At 27.9% G+C, this 19,450-nt stretch carries 19 protein-coding genes; 15 read left to right on the top strand and 4 right to left on the bottom strand.

What is annotated here, in order from left to right:
- Nucleotides 1-16: 16 nt before the first annotated feature.
- Entirely contained in the window at nucleotides 17-229 is a 213-nt protein-coding gene (locus GOQ27_RS05010; RefSeq protein ID WP_203365734.1) for a YgaP family membrane protein, read from the bottom strand.
- A gap of 99 nt (nucleotides 230-328) precedes the next feature.
- Between GOQ27_RS05010 and GOQ27_RS05005 the strand changes: the two genes are divergently transcribed.
- Nucleotides 329-901 (top strand): GerMN domain-containing protein, encoded by a 573-nt coding sequence (locus GOQ27_RS05005; RefSeq protein ID WP_203365733.1) that lies wholly within the window; start codon nucleotides 329-331, stop codon nucleotides 899-901.
- 18 nt (nucleotides 902-919) lie between these two features.
- Here the strand turns inward: GOQ27_RS05005 and rodA are convergent, their stop codons facing one another.
- The 3 genes from rodA to GOQ27_RS04990 all read right to left on the bottom strand — a co-directional run bounded on the left by rodA (nucleotide 920) and on the right by GOQ27_RS04990 (nucleotide 3,962).
- Nucleotides 920-2,020, bottom strand: a complete 1,101-nt coding sequence (rodA, locus tag GOQ27_RS05000) for a rod shape-determining protein RodA (protein ID WP_203365732.1) — start codon at nucleotides 2,018-2,020, stop codon at nucleotides 920-922.
- A gap of 172 nt (nucleotides 2,021-2,192) precedes the next feature.
- Entirely contained in the window at nucleotides 2,193-3,602 is a 1,410-nt protein-coding gene (locus GOQ27_RS04995) for an aminotransferase class V-fold PLP-dependent enzyme (protein WP_203365731.1), read from the bottom strand.
- Between the two features lie 93 nt (nucleotides 3,603-3,695).
- The gene (locus GOQ27_RS04990; protein ID WP_207751263.1) at nucleotides 3,696-3,962 is read right to left on the bottom strand and encodes a DUF3243 domain-containing protein; all 267 of its coding nucleotides are present in this window, start codon (nucleotides 3,960-3,962) and stop codon (nucleotides 3,696-3,698) included.
- Nucleotides 3,963-4,085: 123 nt separating this feature from the next.
- Here GOQ27_RS04990 and GOQ27_RS04985 point away from each other — a divergent pair, with 123 nt between their 5' ends.
- The 14 genes from GOQ27_RS04985 to GOQ27_RS04920 all read left to right on the top strand — a co-directional run bounded on the left by GOQ27_RS04985 (nucleotide 4,086) and on the right by GOQ27_RS04920 (nucleotide 19,398).
- Entirely contained in the window at nucleotides 4,086-4,568 is a 483-nt protein-coding gene (locus tag GOQ27_RS04985; RefSeq protein ID WP_203365730.1) for a DUF456 domain-containing protein, read from the top strand.
- A 15-nt stretch (nucleotides 4,569-4,583) separates the two neighbouring features.
- The gene (locus GOQ27_RS04980) at nucleotides 4,584-5,414 is read left to right on the top strand and encodes a deoxyribonuclease IV (protein ID WP_203365729.1); all 831 of its coding nucleotides are present in this window, start codon (nucleotides 4,584-4,586) and stop codon (nucleotides 5,412-5,414) included.
- Nucleotides 5,415-5,510: 96 nt separating this feature from the next.
- The gene (gene lepB / locus GOQ27_RS04975) at nucleotides 5,511-6,080 is read left to right on the top strand and encodes a signal peptidase I (protein ID WP_203365728.1); all 570 of its coding nucleotides are present in this window, start codon (nucleotides 5,511-5,513) and stop codon (nucleotides 6,078-6,080) included.
- 139 nt (nucleotides 6,081-6,219) lie between these two features.
- Complete coding sequence (locus tag GOQ27_RS04970) at nucleotides 6,220-7,398, top strand: glycine C-acetyltransferase (protein ID WP_203365727.1); 1,179 nt, start codon at nucleotides 6,220-6,222, stop codon at nucleotides 7,396-7,398.
- Between the two features lie 130 nt (nucleotides 7,399-7,528).
- A complete protein-coding gene (locus GOQ27_RS04965; RefSeq protein WP_203365726.1) occupies nucleotides 7,529-7,810 on the top strand; it encodes a DUF503 domain-containing protein in 282 nt (93 codons plus the stop codon).
- Nucleotides 7,811-7,820: 10 nt separating this feature from the next.
- The gene (gene nth, locus GOQ27_RS04960; RefSeq protein WP_203365725.1) at nucleotides 7,821-8,480 is read left to right on the top strand and encodes an endonuclease III; all 660 of its coding nucleotides are present in this window, start codon (nucleotides 7,821-7,823) and stop codon (nucleotides 8,478-8,480) included.
- Between the two features lie 23 nt (nucleotides 8,481-8,503).
- Nucleotides 8,504-10,474 (top strand): cell division protein FtsA, encoded by a 1,971-nt coding sequence (locus GOQ27_RS04955; protein ID WP_252187752.1) that lies wholly within the window; start codon nucleotides 8,504-8,506, stop codon nucleotides 10,472-10,474.
- Nucleotides 10,475-10,599: 125 nt separating this feature from the next.
- Nucleotides 10,600-11,985, top strand: a complete 1,386-nt coding sequence (locus tag GOQ27_RS04950; RefSeq protein WP_203365723.1) for a VanW family protein — start codon at nucleotides 10,600-10,602, stop codon at nucleotides 11,983-11,985.
- 21 nt (nucleotides 11,986-12,006) lie between these two features.
- Complete coding sequence (locus tag GOQ27_RS04945; protein WP_203365722.1) at nucleotides 12,007-12,681, top strand: DUF2225 domain-containing protein; 675 nt, start codon at nucleotides 12,007-12,009, stop codon at nucleotides 12,679-12,681.
- A gap of 77 nt (nucleotides 12,682-12,758) precedes the next feature.
- Entirely contained in the window at nucleotides 12,759-14,042 is a 1,284-nt protein-coding gene (locus GOQ27_RS04940) for an esterase/lipase family protein (protein WP_203365721.1), read from the top strand.
- Nucleotides 14,043-14,187: 145 nt separating this feature from the next.
- Nucleotides 14,188-15,108, top strand: a complete 921-nt coding sequence (locus GOQ27_RS04935; protein ID WP_203365720.1) for an AAA family ATPase — start codon at nucleotides 14,188-14,190, stop codon at nucleotides 15,106-15,108.
- Nucleotides 15,109-15,119: 11 nt separating this feature from the next.
- A complete protein-coding gene (locus tag GOQ27_RS04930) occupies nucleotides 15,120-16,295 on the top strand; it encodes a DUF58 domain-containing protein (protein WP_203365719.1) in 1,176 nt (391 codons plus the stop codon).
- 14 nt (nucleotides 16,296-16,309) lie between these two features.
- Nucleotides 16,310-18,544 carry a transglutaminaseTgpA domain-containing protein gene (locus GOQ27_RS04925; protein WP_350445880.1) on the top strand — a complete coding sequence of 745 codons (2,235 nt, stop codon included), beginning with the start codon at nucleotides 16,310-16,312 and terminating at the stop codon, nucleotides 18,542-18,544.
- A gap of 32 nt (nucleotides 18,545-18,576) precedes the next feature.
- Nucleotides 18,577-19,398 carry a Cof-type HAD-IIB family hydrolase gene (locus GOQ27_RS04920; protein ID WP_203365717.1) on the top strand — a complete coding sequence of 274 codons (822 nt, stop codon included), beginning with the start codon at nucleotides 18,577-18,579 and terminating at the stop codon, nucleotides 19,396-19,398.
- The last annotated feature ends 52 nt before the right edge of the window (nucleotides 19,399-19,450 follow it).

Here is a 19,450-nt window from a genome sequence, read left to right as displayed (position 1 = left end):
TTTTGTTTTATATTTTTTATTTTTGTGTTAGTTCAAAAGTTATTGTATCATCATTGGTACTTGCTCCCATCAAATACAACATAGGACAAAATCGAGTTATACCTTCAGCAACTTTCATACTACCCAACATAATAGATGACTTTGAATTTCTTAAGATACCATAACCGAAAAGAGTTAAGCCACCAGTGATTCTCACATATGCATCTAGATTACCTACATTTTTTTTCATTATAAACCTCCTTTAACATTTAAATTTATTTTGTGATAAAAAGTATAAAAGTATTAATAAACTTTACAAGGGTAATATATATATAAGGAGGCGTATTTTATGAAAAAATATTTGAGTTTATTTTTAATCATAATTCTAACTCTATCTATAATAAGTTGTACTATAGATGAGAATGATGTAGAAACATCAGAAGAAAATACGGACATAAAGGAAGATGAGGGTGCAGTAGATGAAAAAGAAAAAGAATTAAAAGAAATTACATTATATTTCACTGATAAACAAGCTATGAATCTCTTAACAGAAAAAAGAATAATAGAAATTGATGAGAGTATGAAAGTAGATGAAATTGCAACTTTGATAATTCAAGAACTAAAAAAGGGACCAATAGAAAGTAATAGGTTGCCAACATTACCAGCGGAGATAGAGATACTAGATGTGAAGGTGGTTGGTAATATAGCAGAAGTTAATCTATCTTCTAAAGAATTAACAGGGGGATCTACTCAGGAGATTTTACTAGCTTCATCTATTGTTAAATCTTTAGCGCAATTAGAAGAAATAAATAAAGTACAATTTTATGTAGATGGAAAGATCCAGGAGTCATTGATGGGACATTTATATATTGGAGAACCTTATACTGAAGAAATGATAAATGAAATGATAGATACTAAATAAGGGATGCCAAAGGCATCCCTAAAAGTTTATTTGACTCTTTCTCATTGCTATACTGAATACAAAACCCATCGCTATCATATTAGTTAGCATGAAAGTACCTCCAAAGCTTATAAATGGTAAGGGAATCCCAGTAACAGGCATAAGTCCAATAGTCATACCGATATTCTCAATAATATGAAAGGTTATCATTGCAGTTATTCCAATAACAGTTAGTGATCCAAAGGAATCTTTTGCATTTTTTGCTATTATGATTAATCTATATAATAAAATTAAAAACAAAAATATTAATATAGCCCCTCCAATCAATCCAAAGGCTTCACCAATAACTGCAAATATAAAATCAGTATGTTTCTCGGGTAACCATTCTAATTTAGCAAAACTTGCTTCACCAGTAAAATATCTTCCCATTATTTGACCAGAGCCAATAGCTGTTTTAGACTGAGTTACATGATATCCAGCATCCATTGTATCAAGAGAAGGATCAAAAAATACTAATATACGATATTTTTGATATTCCCCTAAAAATCCCAACCATAGTATAGGTAAACTGATAATTCCTGCTATAGCACTATATATTATATATCTATAGTTTAAACCAGCAGCAAAAAGCATGATAAATGTAAAGAATATAAAAACTAAACCAGTACCAAAATCATTTTCTACAACTAATAATATAGGTATACCAGCAAATATTAATATCTTTATTAGAGTAAATATATTATTGATATCTTTTTCATTCTTTTCGATAAATTTAGCTAAAGATAAGATTATACCTAATTTAACAAACTCAGAAGGTTGGAAGTTAAATCCTCCGATAACAAGCCAGCTATCAGCCCCCCATTCGTCTCCTCCAGTACCAGCAAATATAACAACAAGTAATAGGACATTTGAAATTATATAAATAGGTATATAAAGTCTTCCAAATATATCATAATCCATAAATGATAGTATTATGACAGCCACCATACCCAATATGAAAGCAGCCCCTTGACTTTTAAGAGAACCTATAGTACCTGTAGCTATATATATAGAAAAGAACCCATAGGCGGTTAATAAAAATATAATAAACAATAAAAAATAATCAAACTTTTTAAAACGATTTCTACCTAATGTCATCATGTTACAACTCTCCATCCTTAAAGACTTAACAATGAAATTATAACATAAAAACCCTATATATATAAATAAAGATCTTTATTTATATATATAGGGTTTTAAACTTAAGGTATTTGGAAATTTATTTTTTTATAATCATAGAATATATACAAGTTCTACTATAAACTTGGCAGTATCACAAGCTTTTAAGTATATCCTTTAATATAAAGTCTCTAGGAAAATAACAGTTATATCCTTTGTTGTATATGTATTGATCTTTATAGCTATCTATATTTTTGCTTATTAATTTCAAAAAATTAACAAATTCATCAATTTCACTTATAGTATTATACATACCGAAACTAACTCTTACTAGTCCAGGTATGTCTTTAATATCTCCAAATAACATTTTTTGTTGAGTTTTCCTTACCTCATTTGTAGATAAGTTCAATAATCTATGGACGTAAGGATGGGCACAGAAACAGCCACTTCTAACACCTATATTTCCTTCGAAAGAAAGTAAAGAAGCTAATAAGTTATGAGGAATATTTTTAATATTAAAAGTAATAACACCAAGATGATTATTAGGATTTATATTATTAATAGATGTATATAGTTTGATGTTATCTACAGTCTTTAAACTAGATACTAGTTTTTCAGTTAGGACATTCTCATGTTTTTTTACCTTTTCCATTCCTATTTCTTGTAAAATATTGATTGATTCCATTAACGCTAAAGCCCCTAGAACATTAGGTGTTCCAGCTTCATCTTTTTCAGGGGATTGAGCCCAGTATTCATTGTTCTCAGTGACACTTATTATAGTTCCTCCCCCTACATATTCTGGTACACCTTTATTAAATATATCTTTTGGGCCTATCAAAACCCCAGCACCAAAAGGCGCATACATCTTATGAGCAGAAAAAGCGATAAAATCTAGATGATCATCATTACCTGTTCCTGACATATTGACTTTTCTATGGGGAATCAGTTGAGCACAATCTACGAATATTTTAGTATTATATTGGTGACTTAATTTTGCTATTCTATGGATATCATTAATATAACCAGTTACATTTGAAGCTCCAGTGACAGATACTAATTTAATTTTATTTTTATAATATTTAAGTTTGTATTCTAAATCATCCAAATCTAATCTACCATTTTCAAGTAACTTTATATACATTCTTCTACATTTATTTCTCCATGGCAAATCATTGGAATGATGCTCCATCAAGGAAACCAAGACGATATCATCCTTAGATAAATTTAAACGATAGGATAATTTATTAATGGCTTCTGTAGTATTTTTTACAAATATACATATGTTCTTTTTACTGTTAGCATTAACAAAGTTTAAAGTTGTTTCACGAGCATTTTCAAAGATTTCTGTTGAAATAATCGATTTTAATCCAACACCTCTATGAATACTTGAATAATATTTTGAAAAGTTTTCTATCTTTTTAACAACAGGAAGTAGAGGTGGAGTACTTGCAGCGTTATCAAAGTTAGTATAATTTCCTTTACTATAGGATACGCCTTTTATATGCTGATCAATTCCAGATATATATTTTCTGATGTTATTAATGGAGTATTTTCTTGTAAACATATCATTGCCCCCATATTTTACATATTTACTATTAGCTTATGTAGAAGAAAAATATTTGACACAATAAAAAAGCCCCTAAGGGCTTAACTTATATTATTTATCGTCGCTTTGTACCATTTTCACTATCATTTTTGAAAGTGTTTTTCTATCTTTATCATCTCCTACTCTCCAGAGTTCTTGAAGTACTCTTTGTTCTCGATTTTCAGGGTCAACATTAGATGATAATACATTACCTATTTTAGTACCTATTACCTCGATAGTATTTTCTGATAGGCCTACGGTTTCTCCTAAATTTACAGCCTTATGTAATGTTGACTTCCATTTATTCCAATTATCAAAATTATCATTGTGTATCTCCATTTTTTCACCTCCAGTAATATTATTTGTTTTATAGTTGTTAATAATACATTTACATATCATATATTAATATTAATGATAAATTTAAGGGGTATAATAAATATGAGCATAGAGAGGAGAAATTATATGAATATAATATTAGTTATAATTTCATTAATAATAATGTTTATTGGATTTATAGGTACTTTCCTACCTGCAATACCAGGACCAGGTTTAATATTTTTTACTGGATTATTCTATGGAATCATTACAGGATTTGAACATATTGCTGTAATTACTATAGTAATATTGGGAATTCTTGCAATATTGACCATCATTTTAGATAATGTAACTTCTTTAATAACCACTAAAAAGGTGGGAGCATCTAAGTATGGTATAATAGGTGCTATAGTAGGAGGCATTATTGGGTTTTTATCATTATCTTTTATTGGATTAATAATTGGTCAATTCATTGGAGCTATAGTAGGGGAATTATTGATAAAAAAACAATTTAAAGACTCTTTTAAAGTGGGAATAGCCACTTTTATAGGCTACTTGATAGGCGTAGTTTTAAATAGTACAATAGCACTTATAATGATAGTGATTTTTGTATTTGATGTAATAATATAATTAGAGGTGATATATATGATAATAGGTAGTCATTTATCCATAGCAAAAGGATTTTCTAATGCTTCTAAAGAAGCAATTCAAATAGGAGCAAATACATTCCAATTCTTTACAAGAAACCCCAGAGGCGGTAAAGCTAAAGCATTGGATTTAGATGATATAAAAAAGGTAAAGAGTATAATGAAAGAAAATGATTTTGGACCATTATTGGCCCATGCCCCCTATACCATGAATCCAGCCTCATATAAAGGAAATGTATGGGAGTTTGCTAAAATGGCTTTTAGGGATGATTTAGACAGGTTAGAAACCATTCCTTGTAGCTTATATAACTTCCATCCAGGAAGTCATACTGGTAAGGGAGTAGAGTATGGTATTGATAGAATATCTCAATTATTAAATGAAGTATTAACTGGAGAAGAAAGTACCTGGATTCTATTAGAAGCAATGTCAGGTAAGGGTACAGAGATTGGAAGAAATTTTGAAGAATTAAGAGCTATTATTGATAAGGTTGAACATTCTGATAAAATAGGTGTATGTATCGACACTTGTCATATTTATTCTGCTGGTTATGATATAGTAAACGATCTTGACGGAGTATTAAATAAATTTGATGAAATTATTGGATTAGATAGACTCAAAGCTATTCACCTAAATGATAGTAAAATGCCTTTTGGTAGTAATAAAGATAGACATGAAAAATTGGGAGAAGGAACAATTGGTTTAGAAGCCATAATTAATATCATCAATCACCCTAGATTAAAAGATCTTCCATTTTTCTTAGAAACTCCTAACGAATTAGAAGGATATAAAAAAGAAATAGAGATAATAATAGAAAAAAGAGAAGGATGATCTTCTCCTTTTTCTATTATGTGTTACATTATTGTATAAGAGGTTATAGAAAAATACATAATAATCTATTATACTAATAGTGAAGGAAGTGGTGATATGTCAAGATCTTCTGAATTTAATATAGGGGATTTGATTAAAACAATACTCATAGCTTTAGTAATATCTATTTTAATTGAAAAATACTTAATTAGTTTAACAGTAGTAAGTGGAGATTCAATGATGTCTACATTACATAATAATGATAGATTAGTTATAGAGAAAATGAGTTATAGATTTGATTCTCCTGAAAGAGGTGAAATAATAATTTTTGAGCCTCCTATATACGGTAGAGAAAATGAAATTTTTGTTAAAAGAGTAGTAGCTATTTCAGGAGATAAATATAAGGTAGAAGAAAACAAGGTATATATTAATGGAGAGTTACTAAAGGAAGAGTATGCATATAATAATGACGGCAGTAATCTTCCATATCCTTTTACAGAAGGAATAGTGCCTAAAGAAAGTGTGTTTGTATTGGGAGATAATAGAAATAATAGTAATGATAGTAGAATGTTTGGTTATGTTACATTAGATAGAATTAAAGGGAAGGTTTTCACAAAAATTTGGCCAATAAAATCTCACTCTATTATCAAAGCATCCTATAACTTAGAAAATGATATAAATAAATAGATTGAATTTATAAATAAATTATAATATCTTAACAAAATTAAAGAGCAATGTAAGAAGGAAAACCCTTTTTTATATTGAATATATAAATGAAAAGAGAATAATTTTAAATTTACATATAAATAATTAAGGAGGTAATAACATGGCAAAAACACAATTTTTAGACAAAAAAATTGAAGGTTTAAAGGAAGAAGGAGTATATAGAAAATTACCAGTTTTAGAAGGAGCTAATGAAGCTGAGGTAGTATTAAACGGAGAAAAAGTAATAAACTTATCTTCTAATAATTATTTAGGATTTGCTAATCATCCGAGACTAAAAAAAGCAGCTATAGAAGCAGTTGAAAAATATGGTGTAGGTGCTGGAGCGGTTAGAACTATTATAGGAAATATGGATATACATGAAGAATTAGAAGAGGTATTAGCTAAATTTAAAAGAGAAGAAGCTGTTATGGTATTCCAATCAGGATTTAACTGTAATGCAGGTACTATTCAAGCTGTTACTGAAAAAGGAGATTTAATAATATCAGATGAACTAAATCATGCTAGTATTATTGATGGAGTAAAATTAAGTAAGGCAGATAAAGCTATATACAAACATTCAGATATGAAGGATTTAGAGAGAGTATTAAAAGAAAAAAGAGATAATTACAATAATGTGCTTATCATAACTGATGGAGTATTCAGTATGGATGGAGATATAGCTAAACTTCCAGAAATAGTTGAATTAGCTGAGAAGTATAGTGCTATGACTTATGTTGATGATGCCCATGGATCAGGAGTGTTAGGTGAAAGTGGTAGAGGTACAGTTGATCATTTTGGACTTCATGGAAGAGTAGATTTTTCAATAGGAACTTTATCAAAGGCTATAGGAGTAATTGGTGGATATGTAGCAACTAGTAAATCAGCTCAAGAGTGGTTAAATCATAGAGGTCGACCAATATTATTCTCAACTGCTTTACCACCAGCAGCTGTTGGAGCTATTATTGAAGCAGTTAATATGTTAATGGAAACCACTGAGTATACAGATAAATTATGGGACAATGCAAAATATTTTAAAGAGAAATTAGGAAAATTAGGATTTGATACTGGACACAGTGAAACTCCTATAACTCCAGTTATTATTGGTAATGAGTCGAAATCAATGGAATTCAGTAAGAAACTTAAAGAAAATGGAGTATTTGTTTCTGCGATTGTATTCCCAACAGTTCCAAAAGGAACAGGAAGAGTTAGATGTATGGTTACTGCAGGACATTCTAAAGAACAGTTAGATAGAGCAGTAGCAGCTTTTGAAAAAGTAGGAAAAGAGATGGATATTATATAGATTTGAGGGACACTCTGAGGAGTGTCCTTTTTTTCTGTATAATATTTTTATATAATTAATAATATACTAATGATAAAATGATATAAAAGCATATAAACTTAACTTCAAAATTGCAACAGGGGGTATCATCATGATTATTGGTGTATGTACAGTAGAGCTCTTAATATATGATACTAATTCTTTAAAAGATAAAAGACATGTTATAAAGAGTATAATTGGTAGGATAAAGTCCAGATTTAATGTATCAATTTCTGAAATAGGAAATAATGATAAGTGGCAATCATCCGTAATAGGATTTTCTTGTGTTACTAATGAAACTCATCATGCAAATAGTGTAATATCAAATGTGCTAAATTTTATTGAACGGGATAATAGAGTAGAAATTAGTCATCATTCTATCGAGATACTATAGGGAGGTAAAAATGAAGAAAAAACTGAGAAAAACAGAAATTAATGATGTATTAGAAATACTAAAGGAACTTTATCCAAATGCTGAATCAGAGTTGGATTTTACTAACCCTTTTGAATTACTTATTGCTACAATTTTATCGGCCCAATCTACAGATAAAAGAGTAAACTCTGTAACAAAAGGATTATTCAAAGAATATAAAAGTCCCAAAGACTTTTTGTCTCTAAAACAAGGAGAGTTAGAAGAAAAAATAAAGAGTATTGGATTTTATAGAAATAAAAGTAAGAATATTTTAAACACATGTAGAATTTTAGTAGAAGAATATAATTCTGAAGTCCCTAAGACTAGAGAAGAATTGATTAAGCTTCCTGGAGTAGGTAGAAAGACAGCGAATGTAGTAATAAGCAATGCCTTTGGAATGGATGCTATAGCGGTAGATACACATGTTTTTAGAGTTTCTAATAGGATCGGAATAGCTAATAGTGATAATGTTAAAGATACAGAAATCGATTTAATGAAAAATATTGAAAAAAAATTATGGTCTGATGCTCACCATTGGCTAATATTTCATGGAAGAAGGATATGCAAAGCTAGAAAACCTAAGTGTGAAGAATGTCCTTTAACAGACTATTGCTTGTATTATAAAAATGAAGTGAAGGATAATATCAAATAGTTAATACTATACGGAGGGAAATGATGGATAAAATTACTAGTTATAATGAACTTGATGATTTGATTTTTTCATTAGATATTGGGACAAGGACTGTCATAGGTATTGTAGGAAAATATGATGGAGAACATCTTATCATATTAGATTCAGAGATAAAAGAACATAGTAAAAGAAATATGTATGATGGACAGATTCATGATATTAATGGAGTTGTAGAAATAGTAAATGGTATAAAATCAACTCTAGAAAAAAGATTAGATATTAAACTTGAAAAAGTAGGAATTGCAGCTGCGGGTAGAGCTTTAAAAACCCATAAGGTAAGATTGGAAAGAAATTCTGATATATCTAGAGAAATTGATAAAAGAATTATGGAAAGTCTTGAAATGGAGGCGATTCAAAAGGCACAGAAGATGATAGATACAAATGAAGAAAAAAACAAGACAAGCTATTATTGTGTTGGGTATTCAGTAATGAATTATCTATTGGATGGAAACTACATAGATAACTTAGAAGGACACAAAGGACATCAAATAGGAGTAGAAGCTATTGCTACATTTTTACCCCATGTAGTTGTAGACAGTCTTTATACAGTAATGGATAGGGTAGGTTTAGAGGTTATTAATATGACATTAGAGCCTATAGCTGCAATTAATGTAGCGATTAAGAAAAGTCTAAGACTATTAAATTTAGCATTAGTTGATATTGGAGCTGGTACATCGGATATTGCTATTACAAAAGATGGTGCGATAATTGCATATGGTATGGCTGCTGTAGCAGGGGATGAAATAACAGAAGCTATAGCAAAAAAATATTTATTAGATTTCGAGGTTGCAGAGGGAGTAAAAACAAAATTAAATAGTTTAGAGGAACAAAGCTTTATAGATGTTATTGGAATGGAACATGAAATTAAAAGTTCTCAGATACTTAATGATATAAAAGATACAATAGAATCCTTAGCAAAAGAGATTACCCAGGCAATCACCCAATATAATGAAAAACCTCCAAGTGCAGTATTTTTAATAGGGGGAGGAAGTCAAATTCCTATGTTAGATATATATATAGCAGATAACTTAGGTATACCTAAAGAGAGAGTAGTGGTGAGAGATACTTCAATTATTGAGAATGTACAGGGGATTAATGAGAAATTATCAGGACCTAATGCCATAACTCCTATTGGTATTGCTATGACAGCTATTGACACAAAGTATAAGGATTTTCTTGAGTTGAAAATAAATGGTCAAAGTATAAATCTTTTGAATTCTAAAACATTGAAAGTCTCTGATGCATTAATTTTAATTGGATATAATCCTAGAAAATTAATACCAAAGAGAGGAAAGGCTATCCAGTGTTTTATTAATGGGGAAATAAAAACTATCCCAGGGGAGTTAGGAGACCCTGCAGTGATATATATTAACAATAAAAGATCAAACCTAGATAGTAAGTTAAATAACGGAGATATTATTAATATATTAGATGCAACAGAAGGAAAAAAAACAGAGCCAAAATTATTTGATATTGTTGATAAATCAGAATATGTGTATCTTGAAGGAGTAAAGGAATATTTAATTAAAGATATTTATATAAACGGCAATAAATTGGATGGGAATATTAAGATTAAAGAAAATGACAGGATAGATATAAATAGATTAGTTGCAATTGATGACATAATTAAAAGTTATAAAAATATAGTAGATATTCATGATTTAAAAGTAAATAATAAATTTGTAACTAAAGGTTATAAATTAAAACATAAAGATGTAATTGAAATAAATAAAAAGTCTAGTAAAAACAATATAAGTCTCATTATTAATGATGAAGAAAAGAATTTTAGTTATGATAAAAAGGATTTTATATTTGTAGATATTTTTAATTATATAGACTTTGATTTATCAAAACCAAAGGGTCACCTACATTTAACCTTAAATGGTGAAAGGGCAGACTATCATCAAAGACTTACAAGTGGTGATGTTATTGAAATCTATTGGAAAAATAATTAATATATTATATATTGACTATTAAGTTCATCTCATTACAAAATTACATAAGTATTTTAGTATATTTTTCTCATAAAAATAAAGCTTCCAGAATATTATTTAATATATTGTAATATTAGGAGGCAATTATGGAAAAAAACAAAGTGGTGAGAAAAAAAACTAAGGTACTAAAAGTGGCGGTTATAATATCTTTATTTGTTTTTTTATTTATTGTAGGATTTATAGTTAAATACATAGATAAGGATATTATTTATGGGAATGTTAAAATTAACAATATTGATGTAAGTGGATTAGAAAAAGATGAAGCTATCGACTTATTAAAAGGTGAAGTAAGAAATGATATATTAAATACAAGTGTAGAATTATATTATAATGATTTTAAAAAGTCTTTTTTCTTAAAAGAAATTGATGCAGATTATAATTATGATGAGATTGTAGAAGAAGCATTTAAAAAAGGAAAAGATGGAAACTTAATAAGTATCATGTTTAATCAATTTACTATGAGAAATGATAAGTATACCTATGATATGGAAATTAGATTTGATGATGATAAACTAAGAGAATTTTGTAAGAACACTTCTGAAGATATACATCGTCCACAGAAAGATGCTCAATTAGAATTTGATAAGGGCAAATTTAAAATAATAGAAGAGACTATAGGACTAGAGGCTGATGAAGATATGCTACTATCTCATGTAGGACAATCTATTAAGAAAGAAGAATTTCAGATTCTGATACCAGTAAAAGAAATAGTACCAAAAGTAACAAGGGAAGTATTGTCTAAAATTAATGGTGAATTAGCTACTTACGTTACATATTTTTCAAGTAGTAATACAAATAGAGTTAAAAATATTCAAATAGCTACTGGATCAATTAATGGAACTATACTTTTTGGGGGAGAAGAGTTGTCATTTAATGATACAACTGGGAAGAGAAGTCATGAAAATGGATATCTACCAGCTGATGTAATTGTTAATGGTAAGTTAGTACCAGGATATGGTGGTGGAGTATGTCAAGTATCTACTACTTTGTACAATGCCGCTCTTTTGTCTAACATAGATATTGTTGAAAGACATAATCACTCTATTCCATCATCTTATGTTGATATAGGTCAAGATGCAACTGTATCCTATGGATATTTAGATTTAAAGATAAAAAACACCTATAATGATCCAATATATATTCAAGGTATCACCTATAATGATAGAGTGATTTTTAAACTATATGGAAACGCAAATAAATTTGATTTAAATATAAAAATACAATCAGAAGTTATAGAAGCAGTAGGTTACACCACCAAAACAGAAATTGATAATAGTTTAGCCCCAGGGGAAAAACAAATTATACAAAAAGGGAGAAAAGGCTATAAGGTTAAAACATATAAAGTTATATATAAAGATAATAAAGTTATAGATAGGATTTTATTATCATCTGATTATTATAAACCATCTACTCAAATAGAGAAGGTAGGTCCTAAAAAATCAAAAACTGAAGAATCAAAAACTGAAGATTAAAAACGAAGTAGGAGTGTTAGTATGAGAATAATAACAGAATTATATGATAAAAAACTTATTTGTCCAGTTTGTGAGAATGAATATACTAGTAAAAAAGTAAAGTCTTCAAAATTAAGGGTAGAAAAAAGAGATACTGATTTGATGACCTATTATAAGGGAGAGAATCCATTATTATATTCTGTTGTTGTTTGTAATAAATGTGGATTTTCATACTTAGATGCAGAATATAAAGGTATAAAAAAGGAATCTAAAAAAGTAATATTAGAAAAGATAACAAGTAGACTAAGTAATAAGAATTATATGGACACTAGAACCCTTGAGGAAGGAGAAGAAACCTACAAACTGGCTTTATATTGTGCAGAGCTTATTGATAGTAAAAAAATATATTTGGCTTCATTAGCATTAAGGCTAGGATGGATATATCGTCTGAAAGGTGATTACGAAAATGAGTACAGGTTTCTTAAAAATGCCTTGAAGTTATTTATATATAGTTATGAGAAAGAAAATTTAAGTGAGTCTTACTTTGATAAGAAAACAGTGGAGTATCTAATAGGTGAATTGTATAATAAGACTAATGATAAAGAAAATGCAATTAAATGGTATAACATAGTAGTGTCAAATAATCCTGGAGCTAATATGAGGGTTGAAAATTTAGCCAGAGAACAATGGCAATTAATAAAAAATAGTACAAAATAGGAGAAGCCCTAGTGCTTCTCCTATTTTGTACTATTTTAAGGAAGGATTCATATTATATACAGAAAGGATGTGAAATCATGAAAAACACTTATAATCTAAAGTATCCTATTATTATAATTCCTGGCCTATTTGGTTCCTGGGGAGAAGGAATTTTTATGGATAATAATCGTTTGGGGTTCGGTCCAGCCAAAGAGATATATAGTCCATTATTAGATTTCTTAATAAAAAATGGATACAGACCTTATAAAAATCTTTATATAGCATTTTACAACTGGAGAATTGATAATAGTATAAGTGCTAAAAAATATCTAATTCCAGTTATTAATAAAGCTAAAGCCATCTCAAAAACGAATAAAGTAATTCTTATTTGTCATAGCATGGGAGGGTTAGTAGCAAGGTCATATATTCAAGGAAGCGATTATCAAAATGATGTAGATACATTAATTATGTTAGGAACTCCTAATAGTGGTTCTTCCACATCCTATTTGTTTTGGGAGGGAGGAGAAGTTCCCTATGAAAACCTTAATAGTAATATTTTATTTAAGATTTTTTGGAATTCTTATTTATGGCATTTGAAAAAAAATTATAATAGTGGAGAGTTATATTCGTTACAGGAATACTTTCCATCTATAAAACAATTTCTTCCTACTAAATTATTTTATGGTCCTTATCTTTATAGGCAGAATAAATATGGAAGAAAAAGATATATAAATATTGAAAATATGAAAGAACAGAATAGTTTTTTGGAAAGTTTGAATATTAGGATAGAAAGTCTAAAAGAAAGAGTTGAGAATATTCATCAGATTATTGGCTATGGATATTTAACTAATGATTCTATCCAGATAAAATATGGTGATAGGAATAAATGGATGGATGGGAAACCTGTAAAAATTAATAAAACAACCAGTGGGGATGGTACAGTTACAGTAAACAGTAGCAAGATTTCTGGAGTAAATAAATATTATATAAAAAAAGATCATTCGGATTTAGTAAAATATAGTAATGATATTATAAAAGATATATTAGGATTAAGATATAGTAGAAAAGCAATAGAGGATAGGAATGTATATATAAGCTTACTATTAGAAGATGTAAAAAGTTTAAAACTTCAAATTGATAAGGATATGATAAAGAATAATGAAGTTTATAAGTATAATTATATAACTCCAATACCATTAGAGAATGAGGGATATTGGTTGATAATAAAAAGAAAGAATATAAAACATTTAGAATTAGAAATTGACCCTAAAGAAGCTAAAGAAGCTTCACTTTTATTTTCATCAAACAAAGATATGATAGGTTTTGATAATTTTAAAGAAGAAAAATTATCATCAAAAACTAAATTTCAATTAATACAATAGATAAAAGTCCTGACCAGGACTTTTATCTATTGTATTAATTGAAAAAATTTTAGTGATATAATATTTACAGATTATTAATACAAATAGTGAATTATTTAGGTTATAATCATAATAAGATAGAAAATTCTGAAAACGGGGTGTGGTTATGAATAAAAAAATTGAATTGTTGATTGAAAATATAAGCAAAGTTATATTTGGAAAGAGAAAAGAAATTATAAATATAGTTACTTGCTTATTAGCAGAAGGGCATATACTATTAGAGGATATGCCAGGAGTAGGAAAAACGACACTAGTTCATGCATTAGCAAAATCAATTGATAGTGATTTTGGCCGAATACAGTTTACACCAGATTTATTACCTTCTGATATAACAGGAGTATCTATTTTCAATCCTAAATTGTCAAAGTTTGAGTTTAATAAAGGTCCAGTTTTCACTAATATATTACTAGCAGATGAAATAAACCGAACATCCCCTAAAACTCAGTCAAGTTTATTAGAAGCTATGCAAGAAGGACAGGTAACAGTAGAAGGTAAAACATTTCTTTTAGATGATCCTTTTATGGTACTAGCAACAGAGAATCCAATTGAGTATGAAGGGACATTTCCTTTACCAGAAGCACAATTAGATAGATTCATGATGAAAATGTCTATAGGATATCCTGATAATGAAAGTGAGAAAAATATTTTAAGAAATTTCTCCAGTTCTACACCTTTAGAAAAATTAACTCCTATTATGAGTTTAACTGATATAACAGAAATAAAAAAAGAAGTAAATAAAGTATTTGTATCAGAAGAAATAGAAGACATTATTATTGGATTGGCAGATAACACCAGAAACCATCCAGACATTAATTTAGGAATTAGCCCTAGAGGATCATTACTTTTATATAAAGCAAGTAAAGCATTTGCTTATATAAATGGTAGAGACTATGTAATTCCTGATGATATTAAAAAATTATACTTAGATGTTTTTTCTCATAGAGTAATTTTAAAACCAGAAGCTAGATTGAATGACGTTAACACAGAGGAAGTTCTTAAAAGGATCTTTTCTAAATTAAAAATATAAGTGGTGATAATATGAATAGAAAAATTGTATTTTATATATTAGCAGCAATAATATTGATATTCTCTCTCTTTGTAGGAGGAAGTTTTCCTTTTCTTTTGTTTTTTCTAATAATCTTAGTAACAATATATTCTAGATTCTCTAACTATTATACCATCAAAAATCTAGCTGGAGTCTTCTGGTGTAATAAATACCAATTTGTAAGAGGCGATACTATTAGTATAGAATACAAAATATATAATGGCGGGATATTACCGGTACCTTATGCAGATGTAAGAGACGATCTAGATAATAGATTAACATCTACAACTGGAGGTTCCCAATTATTTTTTATAAAACCCTATGACTATGTAAGAATAAAAAAGGAATTTCTATGTATGCATCGAGGAAAATATGATATAGGGAAGTTATCAGTGAATGTAGAAGATATTTTTACTTTAAAAGAATCCAAAGCTACTATAGAAGATCCTTTAAACATAGTGGTATATCCTAAAGTATATAAGATTAAAAAAATAAATCTATTTGGGAAAGAATTTTTTGGTACTAGTAAAACCAATGAAAAACACAATGAAGATTATTCAAACATTAAAAATCTAAGAGAATACACTAGAGGAGATAGTTTAAGGAGAATACATTGGAAGACAACTGCCAGAAAGGGAGAATTATTTGTTAAAAATTATAATACATCTGCAAATCTAAACGTTAAGGTATTTATGGATTTTCAAATAGATAAATATAAAAATTTAGATGAAATTACTGAAGATAGAATAGTAGAGTTAACTGTTAGCATAATATATTTTACTCTTTATAACAACATCGAGACTGAACTTATTACATATTCGGATAAAAGATTAAATATTAAAAGAACTAATATTTCATTTTTAAATAACTTTTTAGATGCTATGGTAATGATAAGACCAAAAAGTAATAGAAAAATATCAGATGTAATTTTAGATGAGATAAATTTGTCTTCCATAGGCACTACCATAGTAATAGTTACTGTAGATTTAGATAAAGATTTAACTCATGCTATATATAGTATAAGAAAAATGGGTTTAAATGTTACATTATTTATTATTAAAGATAGTTACAATAAACAAACAGAAGAAGATATTATTTCTTTAGAAAAATTACTGGTGAAGGTATATAAATTATATGATAATGATGAGATAGAAAAGGTATTGGGGTGATAAACTTGAAAAAAGTGTTAGGATTTTTCTATAGGTTATTTTTAACTTTTATAATAAATTTCACCATAATAAAAATATCCACTGATGCAATAGGTGATACAATATCATTGACCCATATAAGTCTAATTTCTATCTCAACTTTTATATTTATATTAATTTTCTATATCGTTGATAAAAAGCCCATAACCTTAATAATTTTGATGTCTTTAGGGCTTATTGTTTCACTAATAGCTAATAGATATTATAATCAAGTTTATAGAAGTTATATAAATGAATTAGAGGATTTTAGCTTTTGGGTAATCAAATATATTAACTATGATATAGCTATAAACTTAAAATATTTTAATTTTTTTATAGTATTATTTACAATGGTATTATCATTATTTATATATATTATTGTTTTTAAATTTAAAAGGGTATACCCATTATTAATACTAGGTACGGCTTATTTTCTATATAGATGGTTTTTGTACCAAGATACTGCATTAACTTATTACTATGTTTTTATATTATCTGTGCTTTTACTTTATGTTTATAATAGATATAAGTACAATGAATTAGAATGGCAGATGAATAAAAAAGATTATAGTAACTATAATATTAAATCGCTTTTTATATATTCTATTCTCACATCGGTAATAATAATATTAATAGCTTTTATTTTACCTAAAGATAATCCACCAATAACATGGAGGTGGATGGATAATAAAGTTCAAGATACATTTCCTGAAGTTACAGAATGGAGAAATAATTTAAAAAAATCTAGAGGTTATGGAAATAGTTTAAAGTTTGATTTATCCTATACACAATATCAAAAAGAGGAAAAAAGACTTGGAGGGGATATAAAACTAAAGAACACCTTAGTTATGGAGGTTGAAAGTGATCGTCCATTATATTTAAAAGGTAGAGTAAGTAACAAATATACAGGCTTTTTTTGGAAAAGTGAAGATGACAATGTAAGTAGACAACTAAAAGACTCAACTATTGATATACGAGATATGGATACAAATAGTTATAGTGAGGTAACCTATAAAATCAAATATAATAATATGACTACATCTACAATATTTAATAGTTATGTTCCTATAAAAGTTGATTATGATGATGATTATTATGTAAGTGATGAATATGAAATATATACTAATAAAGTTATTCTAAAAGATAAAGGGTATACAGTAAAATCAAGAATTCCTTATTTTGATACAAGTAAATTAGATGCCAAATATGATAAAGAGGAAAGATTTCAAGAATATCTTAAACTTCCAAATTCTGTACCTTCTGCTACCCATGATTTGTCATTTGATATAACAAAGAATGCTAAGAATGATTATGAAAAGATGATGATGCTACAAAATCATTTGAGAGAGAATTATGAATATACATTAACTCCTGGTAATAATGGGTATAATGATGATTTTGTAAATCACTTTTTATTTGAAACTAAAAAAGGATATTGTACATATTTTGCTTCAGCATTAGCTGTAATGGGAAGAAGTGTTGATGTACCTACTAGATATGTAGAAGGATTTATTACTGGTGATGAAAAAGAAGATGGTACTTATAAAGTTTATAGTAAATATGCTCATGCTTGGGTTGAAGCTTATATAAGTGGTTACGGATGGATGATTTTTGAAGCCACACCTGCATATCAAACACCAGACTATCAAGAAAAAGAGGAAGTAGAAGATGATTCTATAGCTGAAGATGATGGTAATGATTCTCAGCCAAATGATGGCCTCGCTGGCCAAAGAATGAGAGAAGACTTGTTTGAAGATGAACTTATGGGTGAAGTAGGAGAAATTGATACTAGAGGAAGTAATAAAATTAGAAATAGATCTAATGGGTTTTATATTGTATCTATTTTATTGATAATAGCATTTTTATTATTAATTTATCTAATATATAGAATAATAATAACAACTATAAAAAATAGAAGAATTAAAAAATTAACTACAAGTGAAAAAATAGTTGTATATCATATGAAAATCAATAGATTATTATCTTTCTTAGGATATGATAAGGAACTTGGTGAAACGGATTTAGAGTATGTAGATAGGATTAGTTTAAATGGAGAGTTAAATAATGAGTTATATAGATTTATTAATGTTTATATGAAATCTGTCTATGGAAATAAAGAAATATCCTTTGAAGAGCAGGTTACAGGTAAAAGGTTAATAGAAAAACTAGAAAACGAGGTAAAAAATAAAAAAGGCACATTAAAATTATTAGTATATAAGTATATAATTTAGATTAGTAATATTAAACAGAGGAGGAAATTGAGTTGAAGTACAAATTAATAGCAATAGATATGGATGGGACTTTACTAGATAATGAAGGAAAAGTATCAGAAGAGAATAGAAAAGCTATTAAAATGGCTACAGATAAAGGCATTCAAGTAGTAATATCTACAGGAAGGATATTCACATCAGCAATATATTTTGCAAAATTTGTTGGTGTTATAACGCCGATAATCGCATGTAATGGAGCTTATGTTAGTGAATACCACAGAGAAAACGTATTACTACATCATCCAATAAATAAAGAAGATGTTCAAAAAATAATTGAAGTATTTGAAAAAAATAATTTATACTATCATTTTTATGATAATGAAATATTCTATACAAAAGATTTAGATTATAATTCACTAAAATATTATGAATGGAATGAAAAACAAAAGGAAGAAAATAAAATTCATATTGAGATAATTAATAATCCAATAGAATTTGTTCATAATAATGATATTAAAATATATAAATTTGTGGTAATGGATAAAGATATAGAAAAAATAATGAGAGTCAGAAAAGAACTATCATTAAACGAGAACATAGAAATAGTTAGTTCTTGGCATAGCAGTTTAGATATAATGTATAAAGGTGTATCAAAAGGAAAAGCCTTAAAAGAACTATGCAATATTTATGATATTAAAAGAGAAGAAGTAATTGCAATAGGGGATAATGAAAATGATTTATCCATGTTAGAGTTTGCAGGAACTTCTGTAGCTATGGAAAATGGGATTGATTTAGTAAAAGAATATGCTACATTCGTAACAGATACAAATGATAATGATGGAGTAGCCAAAGCTATAAAAAAGTACATTTTATAAAAGGGAGAATAAATTTCTTGAGTATATAAAATAATAGACCTTATATAAGGTC

Origin of the sequence: Anaeromonas frigoriresistens (assembly GCF_016820655.1) — a bacterium.
GTDB lineage: Bacteria > Bacillota > Clostridia > Tissierellales > SIT17 > Anaeromonas > Anaeromonas frigoriresistens.
The sequence above is the reverse complement of the archived record's forward strand: the minus strand, read 5'-3'. Positions and strand labels throughout refer to the sequence as shown.